Annotated in this window: 17 protein-coding genes, 1 tRNA gene, 3 rRNA genes and 1 pseudogene; 12 read left to right on the top strand and 10 right to left on the bottom strand. The window is 66.6% G+C overall.

Features of this window, described 5'->3' with window-relative positions; genetic code table 11:
- Positions 1-270: a transcriptional regulator gene (locus tag C3B71_RS12545; protein WP_234415915.1), complete on the top strand. Its 270-nt coding sequence runs from the start codon at positions 1-3 to the stop codon at positions 268-270.
- Positions 271-399: 129 nt separating this feature from the next.
- On the opposite strand, the gene mscL is transcribed toward C3B71_RS12545, so the two are convergent.
- From mscL to C3B71_RS12530, 3 genes are all read right to left on the bottom strand, one after another.
- Positions 400-780: a large conductance mechanosensitive channel protein MscL gene (gene mscL / locus C3B71_RS12540; RefSeq protein ID WP_073329218.1), complete on the bottom strand. Its 381-nt coding sequence runs from the start codon at positions 778-780 to the stop codon at positions 400-402.
- A 117-nt stretch (positions 781-897) separates the two neighbouring features.
- Positions 898-1,590: an RcpC/CpaB family pilus assembly protein gene (locus C3B71_RS12535; protein ID WP_309300317.1), complete on the bottom strand. Its 693-nt coding sequence runs from the start codon at positions 1,588-1,590 to the stop codon at positions 898-900.
- A 127-nt stretch (positions 1,591-1,717) separates the two neighbouring features.
- Positions 1,718-2,380, bottom strand: coding sequence for a 5-formyltetrahydrofolate cyclo-ligase (locus C3B71_RS12530; protein WP_108968471.1), 663 nt, complete (start codon positions 2,378-2,380; stop codon positions 1,718-1,720).
- A 120-nt stretch (positions 2,381-2,500) separates the two neighbouring features.
- On the opposite strand from C3B71_RS12530, the gene C3B71_RS12525 reads away from it, so the two are divergent.
- The 4 genes from C3B71_RS12525 to C3B71_RS12510 all read left to right on the top strand — a co-directional run bounded on the left by C3B71_RS12525 (position 2,501) and on the right by C3B71_RS12510 (position 5,839).
- Positions 2,501-3,712 carry a molybdopterin molybdotransferase MoeA gene (locus C3B71_RS12525; protein ID WP_073329387.1) on the top strand — a complete coding sequence of 404 codons (1,212 nt, stop codon included), beginning with the start codon at positions 2,501-2,503 and terminating at the stop codon, positions 3,710-3,712.
- The gene (locus tag C3B71_RS12520; RefSeq protein WP_108968470.1) at positions 3,705-4,400 is read left to right on the top strand and encodes a GNAT family N-acetyltransferase; all 696 of its coding nucleotides are present in this window, start codon (positions 3,705-3,707) and stop codon (positions 4,398-4,400) included. The genes C3B71_RS12525 and C3B71_RS12520 overlap by 8 nt, the downstream gene beginning before the upstream one ends.
- A 129-nt stretch (positions 4,401-4,529) precedes the next feature.
- Positions 4,530-5,657 carry a hypothetical protein gene (locus C3B71_RS12515; protein ID WP_108968468.1) on the top strand — a complete coding sequence of 376 codons (1,128 nt, stop codon included), beginning with the start codon at positions 4,530-4,532 and terminating at the stop codon, positions 5,655-5,657.
- Positions 5,658-5,766: 109 nt separating this feature from the next.
- Positions 5,767-5,839, top strand: a tRNA-Ala gene (locus C3B71_RS12510).
- Between the two features lie 505 nt (positions 5,840-6,344).
- Here C3B71_RS12510 and C3B71_RS16970 read toward each other — a convergent pair.
- Positions 6,345-6,494 (bottom strand): annotated as a pseudogene (locus C3B71_RS16970) (hypothetical protein); the annotation flags it as partial.
- Between the two features lie 234 nt (positions 6,495-6,728).
- Positions 6,729-7,031 (bottom strand): YgjV family protein, encoded by a 303-nt coding sequence (locus C3B71_RS12505; RefSeq protein WP_108968466.1) that lies wholly within the window; start codon positions 7,029-7,031, stop codon positions 6,729-6,731.
- Between the two features lie 151 nt (positions 7,032-7,182).
- On the opposite strand from C3B71_RS12505, the gene C3B71_RS12500 reads away from it, so the two are divergent.
- A complete protein-coding gene (locus C3B71_RS12500; protein WP_234415914.1) occupies positions 7,183-7,536 on the top strand; it encodes a nuclear transport factor 2 family protein in 354 nt (117 codons plus the stop codon).
- On the opposite strand, the gene C3B71_RS12495 is transcribed toward C3B71_RS12500, so the two are convergent.
- Positions 7,471-7,947 carry a hypothetical protein gene (locus C3B71_RS12495; RefSeq protein WP_108968464.1) on the bottom strand — a complete coding sequence of 159 codons (477 nt, stop codon included), beginning with the start codon at positions 7,945-7,947 and terminating at the stop codon, positions 7,471-7,473. The two genes, C3B71_RS12500 and C3B71_RS12495, sit on opposite strands and share 66 nt — an antisense overlap.
- A gap of 388 nt (positions 7,948-8,335) precedes the next feature.
- Between C3B71_RS12495 and C3B71_RS12490 the strand changes: the two genes are divergently transcribed.
- The 3 genes from C3B71_RS12490 (at position 8,336) to rrf (ending at position 13,960) form a co-directional block, all read left to right on the top strand.
- A 16S ribosomal RNA gene (locus C3B71_RS12490) occupies positions 8,336-9,902 on the top strand.
- A gap of 376 nt (positions 9,903-10,278) precedes the next feature.
- A 23S ribosomal RNA gene (locus C3B71_RS12485) occupies positions 10,279-13,478 on the top strand.
- A gap of 360 nt (positions 13,479-13,838) precedes the next feature.
- Positions 13,839-13,960: ribosomal RNA gene (gene rrf / locus C3B71_RS12480) — 5S ribosomal RNA — on the top strand.
- Together the 16S, 23S and 5S rRNA genes form the textbook arrangement of a ribosomal RNA operon.
- A gap of 737 nt (positions 13,961-14,697) precedes the next feature.
- Here the strand turns inward: rrf and C3B71_RS12475 are convergent.
- Entirely contained in the window at positions 14,698-16,617 is a 1,920-nt protein-coding gene (locus C3B71_RS12475) for a dolichyl-phosphate-mannose--protein mannosyltransferase (protein WP_234415913.1), read from the bottom strand.
- Positions 16,618-16,653: 36 nt separating this feature from the next.
- On the opposite strand from C3B71_RS12475, the gene rsmI reads away from it, so the two are divergent.
- Positions 16,654-17,634, top strand: coding sequence for a 16S rRNA (cytidine(1402)-2'-O)-methyltransferase (rsmI, locus tag C3B71_RS12470; protein ID WP_234415912.1), 981 nt, complete (start codon positions 16,654-16,656; stop codon positions 17,632-17,634).
- A 22-nt stretch (positions 17,635-17,656) separates the two neighbouring features.
- On the opposite strand, the gene C3B71_RS12465 is transcribed toward rsmI, so the two are convergent.
- From C3B71_RS12465 to C3B71_RS12455, 3 genes are all read right to left on the bottom strand, one after another.
- Complete coding sequence (locus tag C3B71_RS12465) at positions 17,657-18,397, bottom strand: hypothetical protein (protein ID WP_146750867.1); 741 nt, start codon at positions 18,395-18,397, stop codon at positions 17,657-17,659.
- 119 nt (positions 18,398-18,516) lie between these two features.
- The gene (locus C3B71_RS12460) at positions 18,517-19,152 is read right to left on the bottom strand and encodes a hypothetical protein (RefSeq protein WP_108968457.1); all 636 of its coding nucleotides are present in this window, start codon (positions 19,150-19,152) and stop codon (positions 18,517-18,519) included.
- Between the two features lie 141 nt (positions 19,153-19,293).
- Positions 19,294-19,845, bottom strand: a complete 552-nt coding sequence (locus C3B71_RS12455; protein WP_146750869.1) for a hypothetical protein — start codon at positions 19,843-19,845, stop codon at positions 19,294-19,296.
- 134 nt (positions 19,846-19,979) lie between these two features.
- On the opposite strand from C3B71_RS12455, the gene metG reads away from it, so the two are divergent.
- Positions 19,980-21,830, top strand: a complete 1,851-nt coding sequence (gene metG, locus C3B71_RS12450; RefSeq protein ID WP_073328240.1) for a methionine--tRNA ligase — start codon at positions 19,980-19,982, stop codon at positions 21,828-21,830.
- Positions 21,827-22,759 (top strand): TatD family hydrolase, encoded by a 933-nt coding sequence (locus tag C3B71_RS12445; RefSeq protein WP_108968455.1) that lies wholly within the window; start codon positions 21,827-21,829, stop codon positions 22,757-22,759. Before metG ends, C3B71_RS12445 begins: the two co-directional genes overlap by 4 nt.
- Positions 22,760-22,815 lie beyond the last annotated feature (56 nt).

Genomic DNA, 22,815 nt, shown 5'->3' with positions numbered 1-22,815 from the left:
TTGCACACACACGACGCGGATGAGGCGCCCGACGTGACGGGGGCCGGTATCAGGCGTGGTAGGCGTCGCGTCGTCGCGCTGTCCCCACAGGACGCGGTCCGCGTGGCCCGGGGCGAGGCACCGCAGGCGCAGGCGGAGGCGGAGCGTCGACGCGGCACGGACGCGCTCACCGACGCGCGTTCTCGCGAGGGCGGGGTCAATGGCCGCGAGGGCTCCGACCGCGCCAATGACGCCCGGCTGCTGCGCGAAGTGCCACCCCACTGGGGCTGAGCCGCCCGCAGCGGCGAAGGCCGCGCGTGGACAAAACGAAGTGGCGCCCGCCGTAAGACGGACGCCACTTCATTTCTCCTGGCTCCGACCGTCGGCGTCACGGCCGACCGGTGGGAGCCAGTGATCGGCTCAGCCCTGCTGCTTGAGCAGGTCGCGGATCTCGGTCAGCAGCTCGACGTCGGTGGGCTCGGCGGCCTCCTCCTCTTCCTTCTTCAGGCGCGCGGTGAGCTTGTTCATCGGCGCGACGACGCAGAAGTAGACGGCGGCGGCGACGAGCAGGAAGTTGACTAGCGCGGTGATGATCGTGCCCGGCTGGATCGGGTCGGAGCCGTTGATGGAGAACTGCAACACGGAGTTGAAGTTCGGCTGCTTCACCAGGGCGCCGATGATGCCCATGATGACGTCGGTGATGGCCTGAACGATGGGGGCGAAGGCGCCACCGATGATGACGGCGACGGCCAGTTCCAGGACGTTGCCCTGGGCGATGAACTCCTTGAATCCCTTGAGCATGTGGTGCCTTTCGGTGTGGAGCGAGGGCGCAGGTGTGCCACTCGCGGAAGTCACGGTGCGGGAGCGACTCGGCAGCCCGGGGACGGGCCGCGGCCGCATGGCAAGAGGCGGGCGACGTCATGGGCTCAGCACAATGCCGAGCGCACCATTCGTGGCCGCGCCTACGATTAGGTTAGCGTCCACCGCCGGGACAGCAAGCGTAACGAGTGTGACCTTCGTCTGTGCGGTCCACCGGTCGGTATCGCCCTCCTGCTGCGTGAGCACCACCCGCGCGCCCGCACACACGACGGCGGAGGAGTTGCCCGCGTCTCCGACGGCCGCGGCGCTGCGCTCGGCCACCACATCTACCCGCGCTCCGGGCTCCGCCAACTCCGCTCCAACATCGATGGGCACCTGCACCAGCCGCTCCGACGGCGTCAGGGTGGTGGCCAGGGCCGCACTCGTCATGGACGTGGTCAGCACCGTGCCCTCCTCCAGGGCGATCGCGGCGCGACTGCCCACCACGTCCGTGTCGGCCAGGCCGGTCTCGGGCAGGGCGGACTGCGCCACCGCCCGCATCTCAATGTCCGCCTCGGTCAGCACGGCACCGGCGTTGACGTGGCGGGCCGCTACAAGCACCTCCTGCAGACCCTCCGGTGCCGGGCGGAGCACGCCGAGCGCCGCCATCACGGCGGCGGCCAGACAGACGGCGACCACCAGGTGGCGTTGCCGCCACAGCAGCAGGGACGGGCGCGTCGGGCGGCGCCCGTCGGGTTGCGGGGAGTGGTTGGAACGAGGCGTGCGGTCGGGGCGACGGCGAGGGCGAGACATGGACTCAAAGTGGCACAGCCCGCTCACGCGCGTGCCGGCCCTGTGAATGGAACGGGCGTGGGGTGTCGCCAACCGCCCCTGTGGACTGCGGTGACGGCGCGGCCGCGGCGAGGGGTGCCGACGGCGGTCAGTCCTGGTCGGTGGGGGTGCCGGCGAAGGCCGAGCCCTCCAGCAGGAACCACTCGTCGGGAGTGATGACGACGTCGACGGGCGCATCGTGCGCCTGGGCTGGCAACGGACCGGCCACCAGCTCGTCGTCGTGCACCACCGCGAACACCGGCACGCCGGCGCGGCGCAATGGCAGCACCCGGTCGTACCAGCCGCCGCCCTGGCCCAGTCGCCGGCCCGAGCGGTCGACGGCGAGTGCCGGCACGATCACGGCCTCGGCGTCGGCAATGGCGGCGGCGGGCAGCACCTCACCGCTCGGCTCCGGCGGGCGGCCGGGGGAGCGCTCCGCCAGGTCGGCGACCCCGTGGAAGTAGCCCCAGGAGCGCGCCAGGTGCGGGCCGAGCACGGGCAACAGCACGCGCGTGCCGGATTCTTCAAGTTGTTGCAGTAGCAGTCGGGTGCACGGCTCGTGGCCCACGGACACGTAGGCGGCCACCGTGTCCATGCCGGAGATGGCCTGGAGGATATGGGCGGTGAGCCGCTCACAGGTGTCGTTGTGACCGTGCTCGGGGTGGCGGTGGCGGGCGGCGCGGTGCTCGCGCAGAACACGGCGCAGTTGCTCCTTGGCGTCGTCGGCCGCCAGTGAACTGGTGTCTGGCAGGACGCGTGCCCGAGTGCTCATGACTGCATTATCGCAGGTGGTCCGCAACCCGGTTTGCTGCCGGGCCGTCCGACGCGGCCAGGTAGCCTGGTGCGCGGTACGCCCGGGAACCCGGCCGGGCAGGAGGAGGACGAAGCCCACATGCGCACTGTTGCTGAGCACCTGGCGGCCTGCCTGGAGATCGCCCGGGCCGCGGCCCCCCTGGACGTGGTGCTGCTGGACGCGGTCGGCTGCGTACTGGCCGAGGACGTCGTCGCCGACCTTGACCTGCCCGCGGTAGACCTGGCCGGACTGGACGGCTATGCGGTCGCCGCCGCCGACGTCGCCGATGCCGCGGCCGGAAGCCCCGTCACCCTGGAGGTGATGGATGCCGTGCGCGCCGGCGACATGCGCCCCACCCGCCTGGTGCCGGGCGCGGCCATCCTCATCGACTCCGGCGCCCCGCTACCACTGGGTGCCGACGCCGTGGTGCCGTGGACGGACACGGACCGCGGTGAATCCCGCGTGCAGGTGCGGGCGATGGTGACCGCCGGAGAGAACGTGCGCCGTCGGGCCGAGGACGTGCAGGCGGGCACCACCGTGCTGCCGCAGGGCTCGCGCATTTCGGCGCGTCAGATCGCGCTGCTGGCCGGTATCGGCCGCCACCGGGTCAAGGTGCATCCGGCGCCGCGCGTGGTCATCATCTCCGTCGGTGACGAACTCGTTGAGCCCGACGGCTCCCGCGAGGCCGGCGACGTTTTCGACGCCAACGGCCACGCCCTGGCGTGCGCCGTCACAGATGCCGGCGGCCAGGCCTTCCGGGTGGCGGCGGTGCCCGACGAACTGGGGGCGCTGGCGGAGACCATCGAGGACCAGTTGGTGCGCGCCGACGTGCTCATCACCACCGGCGGCCTGAGTGTGGGCCAGGGCGACACGGTCAAGGACGTGTTGACACCCCTGGGTACGGTGCGCTTCGACTCCGTGGCCATGTCGCCGGGACGCCAGCTGGGCGTGGGCACGATCGAGGGCACACCGATCTTCTGCCTGCCCGGGGACCCCGTGAGCGCGCAGATCGCCTTCGAGACCTTCATTCGCCCGGTGCTGCGGCAGATCGCCGGCTGGCAGGACCTGCATCGCGCCTCGGTGCCGGCGACGCTCGCTTCCGGCTGGCACTCGCCGGCCCGCAAGCGGCAGTTCGTGCCCGTACACCTGAGCGGTTCGCCGGCGCGCGGCTACACCGCCGAGCCGACGGGGCGGCCGGGCACCACGCGTCTACTGGCGCTGGCCCAGGCCAACGCGATCGCCGTCGTCCCCGAAGACACGCAGACCATCGTCGCCGGCGACACGCTGTACTGCCTGCTGCTCGATGCCTGACCTCCGCTTACCGACGGCGATTGGACACCTCGGCGATCTGTTACACCCGGGCGGGAACCGCTTCCCCTGGCCGGAGGTCCTGACCGAGTCGGGGGTGAGTGCGCGCGGCCTGGCGCGCGGGCCGCGCACCGTGACGCTGCGCCCCATCCGCGTAGGCGACGAGTCGGCCTGGCGACGGCTGCGCCTGGCCGACGACGCCCGACTGAGCCCCTGGGAGGCGACGCTGCCGCCGGACAGCCCCGACGCCCTCGGCAGTTTCCGCGACTATGTGCGCGCCCAGAATCGACTTGCACGCCGTGGCGAGGCCATGCCCTTCGTGCTGGAGGTGGACGGCGTGTTCGCGGGGCAGGTGTCGGTTTCCTACATCCGCTGGGGGGCGCTGGAGTGCGCGAGCGTGGGCTACTGGATCGGCGCCCCATGGGAGGGACGCGGAGTAATGACCCTGGCGGTGGCGATGGTGCTGGACCACCTCCTTGGCGCCCGGGTCGGTCTGCACCGGGTGGAGATCGACGTGCGCCCGAGCAATGCGCGCAGCCTGGCCGTGTGCCGGCGCCTCGGACTGCACTCCGAGGGGGTGCGGCGGGGGCTGATGCACATTAACGGGCAGTGGGCGGATCATGTCACCTTCGCCGTCGTCGCAGAGGACGCCCCGGCAGGCGGATTCGTGGGGCGGCTGAGGCAAGTGTGAAAGCTGTTGCACGGGTGGCGCGGGCCGGGGATTCGGAACGGAATTGCTAATGGAATCGCGGCCACAACCGGCGCCAACACGCCGCGGTCGTGCCCGAATTCCGCCGCCCGTGCCCTCTACGGTTAAGCCGTGGGAATCGAAACGTGGGCGCTGCTTGCACTCGTCGCGGTTCTCGCCGTGTACCTACTGCCATTCCTGGTCGGGCGCCGCGAGGCGATGAGTATGGCCAATGCGGAGGACCGCTACTCCTCGGGGCTGCGGCTTCTGGCCACGGGGAGCGCAGCCGTCTCCGGGGAGGGCTGCGGTGGTGGGCACGCCATGATCTTTCGACGCCGACCGGAGGTGAGGGCGATGAACAGGCCCGAAGTCAGGAATGTGCGGGCGCTGCGCAAGGAGCGTGAGCTCGTGCGCCTGCGCCAGGCGCATGAGCGCGCTCGTGAGCGCCGCCGGGTGGCCGCCTCCCACCGCGCCACGGTCGCACTGATCCTGCTCGGCGTCACGGCGGGCACAGTCGTGGTTGCCGCGGTTTCTGTGATGCCGTGGTGGGTGGTTGCCATTCCCGGTGCGCTGCTCGGGGGATCCGCGCTCGCGGGACGACGGGCGGCGCGCGCCTCGGCGGCCTCCGACCGGCGTGAGCGTCGTCGTATTGCCGCACTCGAACGGGAACTGACGGCGCTGACCGGCAGCTCCGCCGCGAGCCGGTTGCTTGCGGACGCGTCTGTTAAGGCGGATGAGCAGGCTCAGCCGCGGCATGACGCCGAGGCCCCGGCTCAAGAGACGGCTGCACAGGCGACAGACGCGCGGGAGACCGCTGTGCAGGAGACGGAAGCCGCGGCGGTGGCATCCGACGCCGTCGAACGCGACGAGCCGACCGTGGCGGCCGGTGTCCAGGAGGGATCGGAGCCGGGCGATAAGGCGACTCCGGCGGAGGCTTCCACCGAGGAGCCCACCGCGCCCCCGGAGGTCGTCGATGCTGAAACGCGCGGCGACCAGCGCGAGGCGAAGGCTCCGGCGACGCCGCCGCAGGGCTGGCACCCGGTCAGCGTTCCGGCGCCGACCTACACGCTGGCCGCCCGCGCTCCGCGTCGTAGCTATGAGCCGCCCGCGGAGGAACCCTTCGACTCTGCGCCGGTTCCCGAGCGTCCGCGCAGCGCGCACGCCTACCCCATCGCCGATCCCGAGGTGGGGGCGGATGAGCCGGTATTCCACCCCATCGACCTGGAGGCGGTGCTGGAACGGCGTCGCGCCGGTGCCTGAAACGCGGCCGGGGCGGCAACGGTTTCCGGTGCCGGCTGTCGGTGGCGTGAGTCACGGCGCTCCGACTTGCGGGCCGCCGCGGCTGCGGTGCTACCATCTACCGTGCTCAGGGGCTATGGCGCAGTTGGTAGCGCGTCTCGTTCGCAATGAGAAGGTCGGGGGTTCGAATCCCCCTAGCTCCACCGCTGAAGTGGAATTGATCGTCCCGCCCGGTTGACCGGGTGGGACGATTCGTTGTTTCAGGCGCCGGATGGACCGCTTGGCTGTGCCTGCCGTCCGTTCAGTCAATGAACAACGCTGCGGGTTATAGGCGCGAACGTGTTGCTTTAGACCGGCGTGTCGGGGTGTTCTAGCTGGTTCGGCCGGCCCAGCCTTTGCGTTTCCAGAGGCCTTCTTCGGGGTTGTCGGCGCGAACGTGTGTGTGGTTCGGGCGCCCCCGGGCTCACTAGGTCCGGTTGTGTCAGTGCTTGGGTGGCGATGCGCGGTTGGGTGGCGGTGTGCGTGGCTGTTGAGCCTGTCGGTTGGACCGCTGTTCCCCGGTTGGACCGCTGTTCCCCGGTTGGACCGCTGTTCCCCGGTTGGACCGCCGTAGCCGCCGGTTACAGCGGTCCAACGGGGCGTGGGCGGTCCAACGGGGCGTGGGCGGTCCAACCGGGGCGTGGGCGGTCCAACCGGGGCGGTGCACTTCCACCGTTGGGTGCCTGCGGCGGTGCGGCCGGGCTTCTTCATAGGGGTCTGACAGATCGGGCAGAGCCTTGCTCGTGGGGACCGTGTTCTCACGGCCCGCACATCTACCCCGAAAGTCAACCACCGCCCCGGGTTAACCTCCCAGGCCATAATCACCCCGACTTCCCCGCACCACAGCAACCAAAATCCCGATCTTTAGCAACACGTTCACGCCGATAACTCAACGTTGCGGTATGCGCCGACCGCCCGGCCCCATCGCTGATGCTGCTCGCGCTGCGGCAGGGGCCGGGCTGTGGTTGGTGCGTCGGCAGCGTTTTGCGCTTGCCACTCATTTCCGCCGCCTTGCTTGGCTTGCTTCTGACCGCGTCGACGTCGTCCGTGCGGTCAATCCTCCGACAGCACATCCTCCACTGAGGGGCGTTCATCGCGGTGCGTAGCCGGCGCGGAATCGGCCGTCAGCGGAGCGGTGCCGCGCAGCCGCAGCAGCCAGTACAGATCGATGAGTGCGATGGTGGCGTTCATGCCCACGGCGGGCCAAACCCCAAGGACCACGTTGTACGCGGTGGCTATGAGTGAGCCGGTGAGGTTGAGGCCGCGGAAGGTGCGCTGATTAGCTACCACGAGCGAGATGACGACGAGAGCGGATCCGATCCATCCGATGATTTCGAGGACTGTACGAGTGTCCACGTAAGCTCCTGGACCTGCCCGGCTGGTCAATGCCTTAGCACTGCCTTGGCACTGGTCGAGTCTGAACGCCTCGCTGCCGGGGCGCTAAAGACTATCCGGGTGTCGCATACCGGGCAAGGTGCTCCAGTACGCCTGCTTGTAGGATCACAGCGTGGAGGCGCTGTCGGACCGCGAGCTGGAGTCGATCGTGGCGCGCTTCTTCGTTGCGGAGAACGCGAGGGATTGGCGTGCGTATGCCACGTTCCTACACCCCCAAGTCGAGTGGACTCTGATCGACGGCAGCCGTGAGCGCAAGATCGTTGGGAAAGAGCGGTACCTGCATGCAATCAAGTCCGCTTACGCGAACTCCGCCACCACGTTCCGTTGTGTTGAGGCGATGAGTGATCGTGAACGGCGACTGATTGCGACGATGTTGGTCAATGATGACGGTGAGCGATCCCTAGACGTGTTCGTCATCGAGGACGGGCTCATCCGGCGTGAGTGGGAGTTCCTGCTGGGACGCTGATGAGCACGTGTGGGCGGCGGCGGGGGTGCCGGGAACGGCATCGGCCGTAAGCTGGTGCCAGGCCAAGCCGATGCCGTCGACTTGTGCCAAGGCGTTGAAGACGGCGTCCGCACCGGCTTGAATTCCATCGGAGACGTCCTCGCCCCCGGACACGATGTCGATGGAGCTGACCGTGGCAGACGGATCGCCGGCGACCGGGAACACGGCCCAGCCTTCATGCCCCTGCACGCCCTTGGCATCGGTGGGGAGTGTCGCGAGAAATCGCTCCAGGGCATGTGCAGCCAACTGTGGCGTGGGGTGGGAGACGGACACCCTCAGAATCGCCGCCGCTGTCGGATCGCGCCGGTTCCACAGCCAGTCGTAGTCCACCGCGTAGCGTTCGCGGTCGCCGCCGGAGGAGCGAGGAGCCATGTGGCTACCCTAACTGTGGCCGCGGAGCGGTGGCGGCACCTGAGTGCCGGACGTCACTTCCAATCTGTTTGACGTCATCCCGGCCGATATGCCTAAATTACTCCTCGCTGCCGCGCGGGCCTGCGGGCGAGTGCGGTGGCATGGAGAAATAGATAGTCGGGCTGCGGCATCATCGATGTCGGCGATGGACTCGAAAGAGACCGGGATCACCGATTTCGGGCTTGACGAGCGTCAGACGGTCCGGCTAATCTACTCCAGGCCTTGAGGGAAGAGGCGAGCCGGACGGCTTTCCGAAACCTTCGTGGGTGTGTTGTTTGGGATCTCGATAGTGTGTCGTGTTTGTTTGTTTTGTTGGTTTTTTGTTGGTTTCTTTGTTTGGTTTTTGTTTTGTTTGGAGAGTTTGATCCTGGCTCAGGACGAACGCTGGCGGCGTGCTTAACACATGCAAGTCGAACGGGCTGGCTCTGGTTTTTTGCTGGGGTTGGTTAGTGGCGAACGGGTGAGTAACACGTGAGTAACCTGCCCTCTTCTCCTGGATAACTGCTTGAAAGGGCGGCTAATACGGGGTGGTCTGGCCTGCCTGCATGGGTGGGTTGGTATAGGTTCAACTTTGGTTGTTCTGGTGGGGGATGGGCTCGCGGCTTATCAGCTTGTTGGTGGGGTGATGGCTTACCAAGGCTTTGACGGGTAGCCGGCCTGAGAGGGTGGACGGTCACACTGGGACTGAGATACGGCCCAGACTCCTGCGGGAGGCAGCAGTGGGGAATATTGCACAATGGGCGGAAGCCTGATGCAGCGACGTCGCGTGAGGGATGGAGGCCTTCGGGTTGTGAACCTCTTTTTCCGGTGGTGAAGGCTTGCCTCGTTTGTGGGTGGGTTGACGGTAGCCGGGTTAGGAAGCGCCGGCTAACTACGTGCCAGCAGCCGCGGTAATACGTAGGGCGCGAGCGTTGTCCGGAATTACTGGGCGTAAAGGGCTTGTAGGCGGCTGGTCGCGTCTGCCGTGAAATCCTCTGGCTTAACTGGGGGCTTGCGGTGGGTACGGGCTGGCTTGAGCGCAGTAGGGGAGATTGGAACTCCTGGTGTAGCGGTGGAATGCGCAGATATCAGGAGGAACACCGGTGGCGAAGGCGGGTCTCTGGGCTGTTGCTGACGCTGAGGAGCGAAAGCGTGGGGAGCGAACAGGATTAGATACCCTGGTAGTCCATGCTGTAAACGTTGGGCACTGGGTGTGGGGGCCCTTTTCCGGGGTTTCCGCGCCGTAGCTAACGCGTTAAGTGCCCCGCCTGGGGAGTACGGCCGCAAGGCTAAAACTCAAAGGAATTGACGGGGGCCCGCACAAGCGGCGGAGCATGCGGATTAATTCGATGCAACGCGAAGAACCTTACCAAGGCTTGACATGGGCTGGTTGCTGCCGGAGACGGTGGTTCTCTTGCTGCTTTTTGTGGTTTGGGCTGGTCTGCAGGTGGTGCATGGTTGTCGTCAGCTCGTGTCGTGAGATGTTGGGTTAAGTCCCGCAACGAGCGCAACCCTTGTCTCGTGTTGCCAGCGCGTTATGGCGGGGACTCGCGGGAGACTGCCGGGGTGAACTCGGAGGAAGGTGGGGATGACGTCAAATCATCATGCCCCTTATGTCTTGGGCTTCACGCATGCTACAATGGCCGGTACAGTGGGTTGCGATGCCGTGAGGTGGAGCGAATCCCTTAAAGCCGGTCTCAGTTCGGATCGGTGCCTGCAACTCGGCACCGTGAAGTTGGAGTCGCTAGTAATCGCGGATCAGCAACGCCGCGGTGAATACGTTCTCGGGCCTTGTACACACCGCCCGTCACGTCATGAAAGCCGGTGACGCCCGAAGCCCGTGGCCTTATGGGGAGCGGTCGAAGGCGGGGCTGGTGATTGGGACGAAGTCGTAACAAGGTAGCCGTACCGGAAGGTGCGGCTGGATCACCTCCTTTCTAGGGAGATTGTTTTGCTGGCAGGGCAGGCAGGCACTCTGTTCGTTTCCTTGTGGTTGCGTGTGTTGCGTGGCTGGGGGGCGGGCGGGACCCTCTTCTCCTCCTTCCTTCTTTTTGTTGGTTGGTTGGTGGGGTTGGGGGTGGCATGCTGTCGGGTTCCGGGGCTGCGTGTCCTGGGTTGCCTGCTGGCTTTGCTTCTGGCCTTTGGGGTTGGGGGTGGGGTTGGTTGGGTGGGTTGGTTGTGAACTGTATAGCGGACGCGAGCATCAATGATTGTTTGTTCAGCTTGTTTGCTGGTTTGTTGTTGCTTGTGGTTGTTTTGCGTGTTTTGTTGTTGTTTTGCCTGTTTTGCTTGTTTTGTTTTGCTTGTGTTTGTTTGTGTTGTTTTTTGGGCGTTCGGTGGATGCCTTGGCACCAGGAGCCGATGAAGGACGTGGCGGCCTGCGATATGCCTCGGGGAGCTGGCTTGCGGGCTGTGATCCGAGGGTTTCCGAATGGGGGTACCCGGCGCGAGTTGTGTCGCGTCACCTGTCCCTGAATTGATAGGGGGTGGGGGGTTACGCGGGGAAGTGAAACATCTTAGTACCCGTAGGAGAGGATATTCTGTGAGTAGTGGCGAGCGAAAGCGGATTAGGTTAAACCGTGGTCGTGTGATTACTCGGCAGGGGTTGCGGCTGCGGGGTTGTGGGGCGTGCTTGTGGGTTTGCTGCCGTGGGCCCGCACTGTTTGCTGGTGGGTAGCTGGATTCTCTGGGATGGGGAGCCGTAGAGGGTGATAGCCCCGTAGGTTGAACCTGCTGGTGTGGTGTTGAGCATGTTTTTTTTCCCCTTTTGTGCGTGGGGTTCGTGGAGTCTTGCGTGTGTCTGCCAGGACCACCTGGCTGCCTAAATACTTCCTGGTGACCGATAGCGGATTAGTACCGTGAGGGAATGGTGAAAAGTACCCCGGGAGGGGAGTGAAAGAGTACCTGAAACCGGGCGCCTACAAGCCGTCAGAGCCTGCCGGGCTGGTTTTCTGGTCTGTGTGGGTGGTGGCGTGCCTTTTGAAGAATGAGCCTGCGAGTCAGGGCGTGTCGCGAGGTTAACCCGTGTGGGGTAGTCGTAGCGAAAGCGAGTCTGAAGTTTGGGCGTTTTAGTGGCGCGTTCTGGACCCGAAGCGGGGTGATCTACCCATGGCCAGGTTGAGGCACGTGTAAGAGCGTGTGGAGGACCGAACCCACCTCGGTTGAAAACGGGGGGGATGAGCTGTGGGTAGGGGTGAAAGGCCAATCAAACTCCGTGATAGCTGGTTCTCCCCGAAATGCATTTAGGTGCAGCGTTGCGTGTTGCCGTGCGGAGGTAGAGCACTGGTTGGTTGAGGGGCCTTACAGGGTTGCTGATGCCAGTCAAACTCCGAATGCCGTATTGGTTGAGCGTGGCAGTGAGACTGCGGGGGATAAGCTTCGTGGTCGAGAGGGAAACAGCCCGGATCGCCGGCTAAGGCCCCTAAGTGTGCGCTAAGTGGGAAAGGATGTGCGGTCGCGGTGACAGCCAGGAGGTTGGCTTAGAAGCAGCCATCCTTGAAAGAGTGCGTAATAGCTCACTGGTCGAGTGGTCGTGCGCCGACAATGTAGCGGGGCTCAAGCGCACCGCCGAAGCCGCGGACCCCGGCCCTGGTTGGGTTGGGGTGGTAGGGGAGCGTCCTGCGTTGGGTGAAGCCCGGGGGTGACTCTTGGGTGGACGGCGTGGGAGTGAGAATGCAGGCATGAGTAGCGAGACCGGGGTGGGATTCCCCGGCGCCGTATGACTAAGGGTTCCAGGGGCAGGTTCGTCCTCCCTGGGTGAGTCGGGGCCTAAGGCGAGGCCGACAGGCGTAGTCGATGGATGACGGGTTGATATTCCCGTACCGGTGGAGTACCGCCCATGCTGACGTGCGGGTGCTAACCCACGCCGTTGCCGCTGTTTTCCTGTGGTTGGGCTTTCGGGCCTGGCTGTGGGGTGGTGGTGTGGTCTGGGGACCGACCGTGCTGGTAGGCAAGCGTGTTTTAACTGGGGTGACGCACAGAGGTAGCCTCGCGGGGCTTATGGCTTGTCCCGTTCAAGCGTGTGGCCTGGTGCCTAGGTAAATCCGGGTGCCGTGCCCTGCCCTGTTGGGTGGGGTTGGGTGAGGCGTGATGGTGACCCTGCCGGTGTGGTGGGGGATAGTAGGGTGATCCTGTGGTGCCTAGAAAAGCCTCGACGTGAGGTGCTTTACCGCCCGTACCCTAAACCGACACAGGTGGTCGGGCAGAGTATGCCCAGGCGTGCGAGTGAATCATGGTTAAGGAACTCGGCAAAATGCCCCCGTAACTTCGGGAGAAGGGGGGCCTGAGCCTTGAAGCCCCGTTGCGGGCTAGGGGTGAGGGTCGCAGGGACCAGGGAGGAGCGACTGTTTACTAAAAACACAGGTCCGTGCGAAGCCGTAAGGCGATGTATACGGACTGACGCCTGCCCGGTGCTGGAAGGTTAAGAGGATCCGTTAGTCCCACGGTTAGTGTGGGGTGAAGCGGTGAGCCTAAGCCCCAGTAAACGGCGGTGGTAACTATAACCATCCTAAGGTAGCGAAATTCCTTGTCGGGTAAGTTCCGACCTGCACGAATGGCGTAACGACTCCTCTACTGTCTCAACCATGAGCTCGGCGAAATTGCATTACGAGTAAAGATGCTCGTTACGCGCAGAAGGACGGAAAGACCCCGGGACCTTTACTGCAGCTTGGTATTGACGTCCGCCATTGTTTGTGCAGGATAGGTGGGAGACTGTGAAGCGGTCGCGCTAGCGGTTGTGGAGTCGTTGTTGGGATACCACTCTGATGGTGGCGTGCGTCTGAACCTGGGCCCGTGATCCGGGTCAGGGACAGTGCCTGGTGGGTAGTTTAACTGGGGCGGTTGCCTCCTAAAAGGTAACGGAGGCGCTCAAAGGTTCTCTCATCCTGGTCGGTAACCAGGTGTTGAGTGCAAGCGCACAAGAGGGCTTGACTGTGAGACTGACGGGTCGAGCAGGCACGAAAGTGGGAGCTAGTGATCCGGCGATCCCGTGTGGGTGGGTCGTCGCTCAACGGATAAAAGGTACCCCGGGGATAACAGGCTGATCCTGCCCAAGAGTCCATATCGACGGCATGGTTTGGCACCTCGATGTCGGCTCGTCGCATCCTGGGGCTGGAGCAGGTCCCAAGGGTTGGGCTGTTCGCCCATTAAAGCGGTACGCGAGCTGGGTTTAGAACGTCGTGAGACAGTTCGGTCCCTATCCTCTGCGCGCGTTGGAGACTTGAGGAGTGCTGTCCCTAGTACGAGAGGACCAGGACGGACGAACCTCTGGTGTGCCAGTTGTACCGCCAGGTGCATGGCTGGTTGGCTACGTTCGGGTCGGGTAACCGCTGAAAGCATCTAAGCGGGAAACCGTCTCCAAGATAAGGTCTCCGCAACCCCTCCTTGTGGGGGGTTGGTAGGCTCCCAGTTAGACGACTGGGTTGATAGGCCAGGTGTGGAAGCAGGCAGTCCCGTGTGGGGTGAATCCTGTTGCTGAGCTGACTGGTACTAACAATGGCCGACACAACACAACACAACACTCACTGCCCGGGGGGTTCCCGGCCGGGGGCCCCTTAGGTGGTGGGTGGTGGCGAGCGAAACAATTGTTTTTATGGCATGGAATCGGCAGGCACACGCCCCCCGGCCCCTTGTGTTCGGGGTGGGTGCGCGTGGGATGGCTTGACGCGTGGGGCTTCCACAAGCAGCAGTGTTCAGCCGGCAAACAACATGAGTTGGGCAGTTCTTTCAATCAGTTGGTTTGTTTTTTGCGTCCGCTGTACGGTTCACAGGCAACCCACCCGAATAGGGTGCTGATATGTGAACAGGGTGTGTGGTGCGTGCGCGAGCGTCCGCCTGGCCTGGTTGTTTCTGGGTGGGTGTGGGTTGGTGTGTGTGCCGGTGGTCATAGCGGGGTGGGTCATGCCCGGTCTTTCCTTTCCGAACCCGGAAGCCAAGCCCCCCAGCGCCGATGGTACTGCCCCCGGAAGGCGGGTGGGAGAGTAGGACACTGCCGGCACGCTCACGAACCCACACCCACAACCCGCACCCACCCCCGGGGCCCTGGCCGGGGGGCACACACCACACGCACACAACACGACACGACCCCACCAGACACCAACGCGGCAAAGCAGCCGCACCAGCCCACAAACCACGAGCCCACACAGGCCGCACACACGGAAATACGAGTGGGCAGACACCACAGCCAACGGTGAGGCGGTGTGACCTTCGCAGGCACGCCCGTACTGGCTCGAGCCGCGAACCTCAGCCGGGCACGTACTCACCGAGGGGCCCCTTGGCCGTGTGCTCGGCAACGGGGTACTCGACTGCTACGCCTGTTCGCGGTCTACTACGCCACTTGGTCGTCTGTTGAAGGGCTCCGAGGTATACAGCGGACCGTCAACCGGCGTAGTAGACGGTGAAGTGGCGTAACAGACGCCCCCAGCTCACGGGCGCCAGCCGGCATAGCATGACTTGTGGGTACTAAACCGTCACGACTCAGGTTACCCCCGGGTAGGGCCCACGGTTGGCCCCCCGGCGTCGGTTTGGACCGCTCCAGCAGGAGGTGCCCGGGGCAGGGCCCGCGGACCGCGGACTCCGGCGGGCCCTACCGTGCGGCCGAGAGCTCAGCCGCACGTACCACATGGGGCGCCGGGCCTGCCGGCCCGGGAAGTGCCCCACCGCAGTCGCGCGCAGCGGAATGCCCCGTAGCTCCAACCAGGGGGACAAGACAGGGCTACCCCGTGGACGCCGGCCCTAGATCCAAGAACTCAGCCACATGTGCCAGTGCCAGAACGTGTAGGACACGGTCTGTCCGGTCCAAATCGGCCACCACGCCACCGTGAACATCGCAGCGAGCACAATCACGCCGGCCATCAGTGCCAGTCCTTCTCCGCGCAGGCGCCAATGCGGTACGCCCGTCCAGGCTTCGGGAAGACGGGTGCGCGTTGCACGCATGCCGAAGCCGAAATATGCGGCCACGGCGCCACGTGGATAGGGGAGCCCCGGCCCAATCCGTCCCTCCGCGATCAGACGCGCCTCCTCACGCTCGGCTGCCGACCCGGGCACGGGCGTGAGCATGCCGGAAACTGCGCCCAGTGCCAACACCAGCACCAGCACCATGCACGGTTCGAACGCCACCGTGTAGAAGGTGAAGATGGTCCGGTTGGAGTAGATGAACCACGGCAGGTAAAGGCCGACGTACCCGATCAGCGGCACCCAAACGCGCCAGTCGCGGCGGCCGATTGCCAGTACCACGATCACGAAGACCAGTGCCAGCACGGCCGCCCACCAGATGGGTATGTTGCCGATCGAGGTGATGGCCTGGATACAGCGGCCCGAACCACAATCGGCGCCGGCCAGCTCCTCAGAGCCCTTCCAGTACAACGACGTCGGCCGCCACTGCACCAGCCAGCCGATCGGCTTCGACATGTAGGGATGCTCGGTGTCCAGAGCAACGTGGAAGTCGTACATCGACAGGTGGTACTCGAGCAGGTCGTTGAGGGAATCCGGTAGCCAGGAGCGTGCCACCGTGCCGGTCTCCGCGCGCTGCGCCGCCGCCCAGCCGTGGTAGTAGGCGCCGTCGTGCAAGAACCACGAACCCCAGCCGGCACCCAGATAGACGATGAAGGCCACCGGCACCAGGCGAATGAAATCCCCCATGCCGCGCGCAACGGTCCCCTCGAGGAACCAGGCACGCGCCCCGACCCGGCGCAGTGCCAACGTATCCCAGACGACCACAAGAATCCCGATCGCAGCCAGCAGGTAGGCGCCGGACCACTTCACCGAACAGGTCAGCCCGGCGGCGATGCCCGCCCCAATCAGCCACGGGCGCAGGTGTGCCCGCGGTGCCAGGGGCGCGGGCACCTCCGCAGCGATGGGCACGCCCGCGAAGTCGGCCGCCAGACGCGCCCGGGACCATTCCCGGTCGCGCACGAGGCAATAAAGCGCGACCGTCGCGAACAGGCCGATGAACCCGTCCAACAGTCCGATCCGCGACTCGGTGATCCCTACACCATCGATCGCCAGCAATACCCCGGCCAGGCCGGCGAGCAACGGCGAACGGGTCAGCCGCAGCGTGAGCCGCGCCAGCACAATCACCGTCAAAACGCCCGCCAACGCCGGCATGACCCGCCAGCCGAAAGAAGAGTCCGCGCCGAAGATCTGCATACCCAGACCGATCAGCCATTTGCCCAGCTGCGGATGCACCACATAGCTGGGGTCGGTTGTCAGCGCAGAGAAGTCTCCCTGCGCGAACAGCTCATCGGCGCCGTCGCCCCACTTGGACTCGTAGCCGTTCTGCCACAGTGCGTAGCCGTCCTTGACGTAGTAGATCTCGTCAAACATGAGCTGATGCGGGTGACTCAGGCCAATCAGCCGCGTCAGCGCCGCCACCAGTCCAGCCAACGCGGTGGGCACCCAGCCGTTGATACGCGTCTGCCGCGGCAGTTCGGTGCCAAGCGGTTCCAGTCCCAGTAGAGACCGCAGCTGGTTCTCGCTGCGTGGAGTCTCGGTCTCACTGGGCTTACCGGCGTTGGTGTCGGTCTTGGAGGCGCTGTCGGTCTCGACGACGGCAGTCGCGGCAGCTGCCGCGTGCAGGGAGCCATCGCTGGGAGAGTCTCCTGGAGTAGGGGACGCGTCGGCGCCATCCGGTGAAGCAGCACAGGGTGAAGTCACGTCTGCGAGTCTAAGGCGGCCCGTCATACTGAGCCCATGAATAACGACATGAGTGATGCCACGCCCGCGGACGACAGCGGCGCGCCGGCGGCCGAGGCCGACCGGACGGCAGAAACACGGCCGGCGGCCCCGGAGGATGTTGCGCCGCCTGCGCCTTCGGTGGACGCCGCCCCGCGCCCGGGCACGATCACCCTGGCCGCGACCCCGATCGGGAACGTCGCCGACGCCTCCCCGCGCCTGCGCCGGGCCCTGGAGTGTGCCGACCTCATCGCCGCGGAGGACACCCGCCGCCTGTTCGCCCTGGCCCGCCGTCTGGGGGTGAGCGTGGGCGGCCGCGTGGTGGCCTTCCATGAGCACAACGAGGTCTCCCGGGCCCCCGAACTGCTTGCGGCCGCACGTGCGGGCAGCGCCGTCTTGGTTGTCTCCGACGCCGGCATGCCGGGCATCTCGGACCCCGGCTACCGGCTGGTGGTGGCCGCCGTCGACGCCGACGTCCCGGTCACCGCCGCGCCCGGGCCCTCCGCCGTGCTTACCGCCCTGGTGCTCTCCGGACTGGCCACCGATCGCTTCACCTTCGAGGGTTTTCTCCCGCGCAAGGCGGGGGAGCGCGTCCGCGCCCTGACGGCGTTAGCGGATGAGCCGCGCACCATGGTGTTCCTGGAATCGCCCCGGCGCACCCACGAGACCCTGCGTGCCATGTGCCAGGCCTTCGGCGCGGACCGCCGTGCCGCACTGTGCCGGGAACTGACGAAGACGCACGAGGAGGTACAGCGCGCAACCCTGGGGGAACTCGCGGACGCCACGGCCGACGGCGTGCTGGGGGAGGTGGTGCTGGTGGTTGCCGGCGCCCCCGCCCGGGTGGTGGACCTACAGCAGGCTGCCGCCGAGGCGCTGGCCCTGGCGGACTCCGGCATGCGGCTGAAGGCTGCCGCCGCCGAGGTCGCCCCGCGGGCCGGTGCTCGCCCCAATGAGGTGTATCGGGCGGCGCTTGCCCGGCGCGACGCCGACGACGCCTAAAACGCCGGCGCCCGGAAGAGGGCTAGACGCCCTGGCCGCCGTCGGGCGGGGGCAGCGGCCGGTAGACCACCTGCTGCGGGGCCAGGCCATAACCGACCGTCGGCGTTGCGGCGGGGGCGGGCTGCGGTGCCGACATCGGTGGTGCCGGAACGACGGGCGCTCCTGCAAGCGGATACAGTCGGCTCATCATGACGCGCGTGCGACGACGTCGGCGCGCCACCAGCCAGATCGCGCCGACTACGGTGCTGGTCAGGCCCGCCACGCAGAAGGGGATCGAAGTGACGGCCATGCGCAGGCTACGGCTCCACTCCGGGGACACGTTGGACTGGTTGATGGTGATCGCGCTTGTCCCGGTGCAGGCGACGTCGTAGGTGCCGGCGTTGGTCGACCGGAAGCCGAGCACCTGGGGCGGGTCGCTGTTGTCATGATCCAGCGTATAGACATCCAGTGCCGTTCCCGCCGGGTCGAAGACCTTGCAGGCGACGTTGGCGTCGGCGGAGAAGAAGCCGTATTCGGTGTCCTCAAGCAGGGACAGCGCCGTCGACCGCCCACCCTGGTCGATCGCGACGGCGTCCTCCTCAAGCACACGCGGGGCAATCGCCACCGCTGCTGCGAACAGTGCTACCGCCACCAGCAGCGCCGCCACGCCCCCGATGGTGACGACGCGCGGCACCGTCAGTGAGGGCAGGCCGTCCGCGTCCACGCCTCGCGGGCGCTGCGGTGGTCCATTGACGCCCGGACCGGGCTGATTCCACACGGCCATCGCCTGCACCTCTACTTCCTGCCGGTACTTCCCGCCGGCGGGCCGCCGCCGACTCCCACGAGATTCAACCGTGACTTTACGTGACTTTACGGGGCGATGCCGTCTTCGTCAGCCGAACCTCACAGCCTGGTGCCTGCGGTTGGATATGCAGCCTGCGCCTGTAGAGCTCGCCTGTTGTGTGAAATGCGTATGACGAGCCAGATGATGCCGCCGATCGTCAGGGGGACGCCCAGCACCAGAAGGCTGGCGGCGGCGAGGACCCCGAATACCGCGCGCCCGATGTCCTGGGCGCCGATCAGCGGACCGAAGTACACGTCCTCGCTCACCAGCAAAGTGCTGCAGGTGATGGCGTGGTCGCCGGAGGAGGCGGGCGCAATCACACCGAACAGTCGCCGGTCATTGACGGTAATACTCGACGACGGCTTGGTCACCTCCAACTCCGTACCGTCGGCGCCGGCCACGGTGCAGCCCGAGGACCCATTGCCGTACAGCCCGTACACCTCCCCGGCCTCGAGGCGAACGGTGGTGGTCCCGTTGGCGACAATCGGCTGCAGCTCGCCTGCGGTGCGCGTGGCCGAGACCGCCACGATGATGATGGCAATGCCGGCGACCACACACAGGGCCACCCCGGAGAGCAACAGAATCAGCGGACCCTTGCGCCCCTTGGGGGCCGGTGCGGCAGGGGCGTAGGAGTTGGGGCCGGCGCCACGGGGCGCGGTCGCATAGGGGGAGCCGGGAGTCGGGGGGTAGGACATGGGTTACTCCGGTGCGGTAGAGGGCTGGTGGCGTCGGTTGTCGCGCTATCACGCTCACGATACGTGCCGTGTCGCCCGCAGGCGGCTTCCGTGAGTGACGGCGAGACGTTGGCGGGAAGCAGATCGACGTTGGTACGCCGACTATTCCCGGATGATTCCCCGGGTGGTTGCGGCGGGGCCGCGCCGGTTCGATCGGGCGCGCCTATTGTCGATAAAGTGCCAAATGCCCCCGAACGTAGCCAGCGGGAGGCCGACGAGGCCCATGCAGGTAGCGGTGATCGCTCCCCACCAACCGCAGTCGACGATCCGGAGGTCGGTCAGGCGCCCCACCGATACCTCCTGCTTCTCGTGCCCGGAACACGTGAAGGTGTGATCGCCGGTCGCTTCGGCCTCGATCACTCCGAGAATCCGATGATCGGCCACTGGCGTCTCCTCCGACGGCGGAAGAACCACGACGCCGTCCCCGTTCGGGCCGGTGACGGTGCAGTCCACGGTGCTATAACCCCACAGGCCATATGTGGTCGCCGCATCCAGGCTCACGGTGGTCACCCCAGCCGAATCCAGCGCCTGCAGGTCCCTGATGGGGCGCGCCATGGGTAGACAGATGGCCAGCCCGGCCAGCGCCACCAAACACAGGACCACGCCGATGCGCAACGGGACTCGCGGTGTTCCAGACGCAGGCGGTCGGGGCATCGTGATCTCCTCCAAGCTCGATGACGCACACCTGGCGTGCTCGTCGCCGCCACCATAGGGGTGCCGGAGCCGCAAACACAGGGGGAGAACAACCCGGGGCCGTACCCGGCCGCGGGAACGGATAGGCTGCCCCCATGAGCCGTATCCTCTCCGCCGTCGCCTGGCCCTACGCCAACGGTCCCCGCCACATCGGACACGTCGCCGGCTTCGGCGTCCCGTCCGACGTCTTCTCCCGCTACATGCGCATGGCCGGCCACGACGTCCTCATGGTGTCCGGAACCGACGAGCACGGCACCCCGATCCTGGTTGCCGCCGACGAGGAGGGAATCAGCCCGCGCGAGTTGGCCGACCGCAACAACCGGCTCATCGTCGAGGACCTGGTGGCGCTCGGCCTGTCCTACGACCTGTTCACCCGCACCACCGCCGGCAACCACTACCGGGTGGTGCAGGACATGTTCCGCACCGTGCGCGACAACGGCTACATGGTCGAGCAGGTCACCCGCTCCGCGATCTCCCCCTCCACCGGCCGTACCCTGCCCGACCGCTACATCGAGGGCACCTGCCCGATCTGCGGCGCCGCCGGCGCCCGCGGCGACCAGTGCGACACCTGCGGCAACCAGCTCGACCCCACCGACCTGATCGACCCCCACTCCCGCATCAACGGGGAGACGCCCGAGTTCGTCGAGTCCACTCACTGGTTCCTGGACCTGCCCGCCCTGGCCGATGCGCTCGGCGCCTGGCTGGACGAGCGGGAGGCCTCCGGCGCCTGGCGTCCCAACGTCATCCGCTTCTCCAAGAACATCCTGGCGGAGATCCGCCCGCGCGCCATGACCCGCGACATCGACTGGGGCATCCCCATCCCCGGTTGGGAGGACCAGCCGAACAAGCGCCTGTACGTGTGGTTCGACGCCGTCATCGGCTACCTGTCCGCCTCCATCGAGTGGGCCCGCCGCAGCGGTGACCCCGAGGCCTGGCGCCAGTGGTGGAACGACCCGCAGGCCCTGTCCTACTACTTCATGGGCAAGGACAACATCGTCTTCCACTCCCAGATCTGGCCCGCCGAGCTGCTCGGCTACAACGGCCAGGGCGAGCGCGGCGGCGAGAGCGGCGACATGGGCGTGCTGAACCTGCCCACCGAGGTCGTCTCCAGCGAGTTCCTGACCATGGAGGGCCGCAAGTTCTCCTCCTCCCACGGCATCGTCATCTACGTGCGCGACTTCCTGGCCCGCTACCAGGCCGACGCCCTGCGCTACTTCATCTGCGCCGCCGGCCCCGAGACCGCCGACGCCGACTTCACCTGGGCGGAGTTCGTGCGCCGCACCAACGGCGAGCTCGTGGCCGGCTGGGGCAACCTGGTCAACCGCACCGCCGCCATGATCCACAAGCGCTTCGGCGCCATCCCCGCCCCGGGCGAGCTGGAGGACGTGGACCGCGCCCTGCTGGACGCCGTCGCCGCCGGCTTCGATACGGTCGGCGACCTGATCCGCCACCACCGGCAGAAGGCCGCGCTCGCCGAGGCCATGCGGCTGGTGGGCGAGGCCAACAAGTACATCGCCGACACCCAGCCCTTCAAACTCAAGGGGGAGGAGGGCAGCCCCGAACACCGGCGGCTGGCCACCGTGCTGCACACCCTCGCCCAGGTGGTGGTCGACCTGAACCTCATGCTCTCCCCGTTCCTGCCGCACGCCGCCAACGACGTCGATCGCGTGATGGGCGGCGAGGGCACCATCGCCCCCATGCCCCACATTGAGGAGGTGGACGAGCTCGACCCGCAGGTGCTGCCCGATGCCTTCACCGGCCGCACCGGCTACCCGATCATCACCGGCGACTACAGCGGCGTGCCCACGTGGGAGCGCCACCCCGTGGCGGTCGGTACGCCGATCGCCAAGCCCAAGCCCGTCTTCGTCAAGCTCGACGAGGCCATCGTGGAGGAGGAGCTGGCCCGCTACGCCGACTCCCAGCCCGACGACGTCACCGGCGCATGAGCCGCAAGCACCGCGACCGCTCCTGGCCGCCCGCCGACGCCGTCGCCCCTCTGGCGGCGCCGGTCACCGACAATCACACCCACCTGCCGGTTCCCGGAGAGGCTGCCGCCGGGCCCGGCGCCGACGCGCCGCTGGACGCCGCCGAACTGGTTGCCCGGGCAGCCGCGGTTGGAGTGACCGCCCTCATTACCTCCGCCGCGGAGACCACCGCCTGGGCGCCGAGCCTCACCCTTGCGCGTGAGCTTCCCGGCGTGCGGGTCGCGCTGGCCATCCACCCCAATGAGGCCGTCGCCCACGCCCGGGTGCGGGAGATCGGCCCCGACGGCCTGGAGCCCGTGCGCCTGCCCCACCACGACGAGCCCCTGGACGAGGCGGTCAGCCGCTTGGAGGCGCAGGTGCGCGGTAACCGGGACGTCGTCGTCGCCGTCGGGGAGACCGGCATGGACCTCTTCCGCACCGGTCCGCGCGGCGCCGCCGTCCAGCGTGAGGCCTTCCGCGAACACATCGCCCTGGCCAAGCAGCTCGATCTGCCGCTGCAGATCCACGACCGCGACGCCCACGCCGACTGCATCGAGATTCTGGAAGCCGACGGTGCCCCCGAGCGGACCGTCTTCCACTGCTTCAGCGGGGGAGCGGCCCTGGCCGAGGCCTGCGCCGAGCACGGCTGGTACGCCTCCGTGGCCGGTCCCATCACCTACCCGGCCAACGAGGAGCTGCGCTCCGCCGTCGCGGCCGTGCCCGACGAGCTGCTGCTGATTGAGACCGACGCGCCCTACTTGCCGCCGAAGCGCTGGCGCGGCCGCCCCAACGGCTCCTATCTGATGCCGGACACCGTACGTTTTCTCGCGCAATTGCGCGGATACGACGAGGTGAAAATGGCCGCCGTGCTGGCCCGCAACACCGCTCAGGCCTACGGCACATGGGTGTGAAATGTGTCAGTTTGTGTTGCTGAGCCACCCGTAGTCGGTTAGCGTGATCGGCAGTT

The sequence above is a fragment of the Actinomyces sp. Z16 genome, from assembly GCF_003111765.1.
GTDB lineage: Bacteria > Actinomycetota > Actinomycetes > Actinomycetales > Actinomycetaceae > Actinomyces > Actinomyces glycerinitolerans.
Note: the sequence above shows the minus strand (reverse complement) of the source record. Positions and strands in the feature narration are given on the sequence as shown.

What these genes read in the sequence shown, in the direction of transcription:
- mscL (WP_073329218.1), bottom strand. Translation starts at nt 780, where the DNA reads ATGCTCAAGGGATTCAAGGAGTTCATCGCCCAGGGCAACGTCCTGGAA.
- C3B71_RS12535 (WP_309300317.1), bottom strand. Translation starts at nt 1,590, where the DNA reads ATGTCTCGCCCTCGCCGTCGCCCCGACCGCACGCCTCGTTCCAACCAC.
- C3B71_RS12530 (WP_108968471.1), bottom strand. Translation starts at nt 2,380, where the DNA reads ATGAGCACTCGGGCACGCGTCCTGCCAGACACCAGTTCACTGGCGGCC.
- C3B71_RS12525 (WP_073329387.1), top strand. Translation starts at nt 2,501, where the DNA reads ATGCGCACTGTTGCTGAGCACCTGGCGGCCTGCCTGGAGATCGCCCGG.
- C3B71_RS12520 (WP_108968470.1), top strand. Translation starts at nt 3,705, where the DNA reads ATGCCTGACCTCCGCTTACCGACGGCGATTGGACACCTCGGCGATCTG.
- C3B71_RS12495 (WP_108968464.1), bottom strand. Translation starts at nt 7,947, where the DNA reads ATGGCTCCTCGCTCCTCCGGCGGCGACCGCGAACGCTACGCGGTGGAC.
- rsmI (WP_234415912.1), top strand. Translation starts at nt 16,654, where the DNA reads ATGAATAACGACATGAGTGATGCCACGCCCGCGGACGACAGCGGCGCG.
- C3B71_RS12465 (WP_146750867.1), bottom strand. Translation starts at nt 18,397, where the DNA reads ATGGCCGTGTGGAATCAGCCCGGTCCGGGCGTCAATGGACCACCGCAG.
- C3B71_RS12460 (WP_108968457.1), bottom strand. Translation starts at nt 19,152, where the DNA reads ATGTCCTACCCCCCGACTCCCGGCTCCCCCTATGCGACCGCGCCCCGT.
- C3B71_RS12455 (WP_146750869.1), bottom strand. Translation starts at nt 19,845, where the DNA reads ATGCCCCGACCGCCTGCGTCTGGAACACCGCGAGTCCCGTTGCGCATC.
- metG (WP_073328240.1), top strand. Translation starts at nt 19,980, where the DNA reads ATGAGCCGTATCCTCTCCGCCGTCGCCTGGCCCTACGCCAACGGTCCC.
- C3B71_RS12445 (WP_108968455.1), top strand. Translation starts at nt 21,827, where the DNA reads ATGAGCCGCAAGCACCGCGACCGCTCCTGGCCGCCCGCCGACGCCGTC.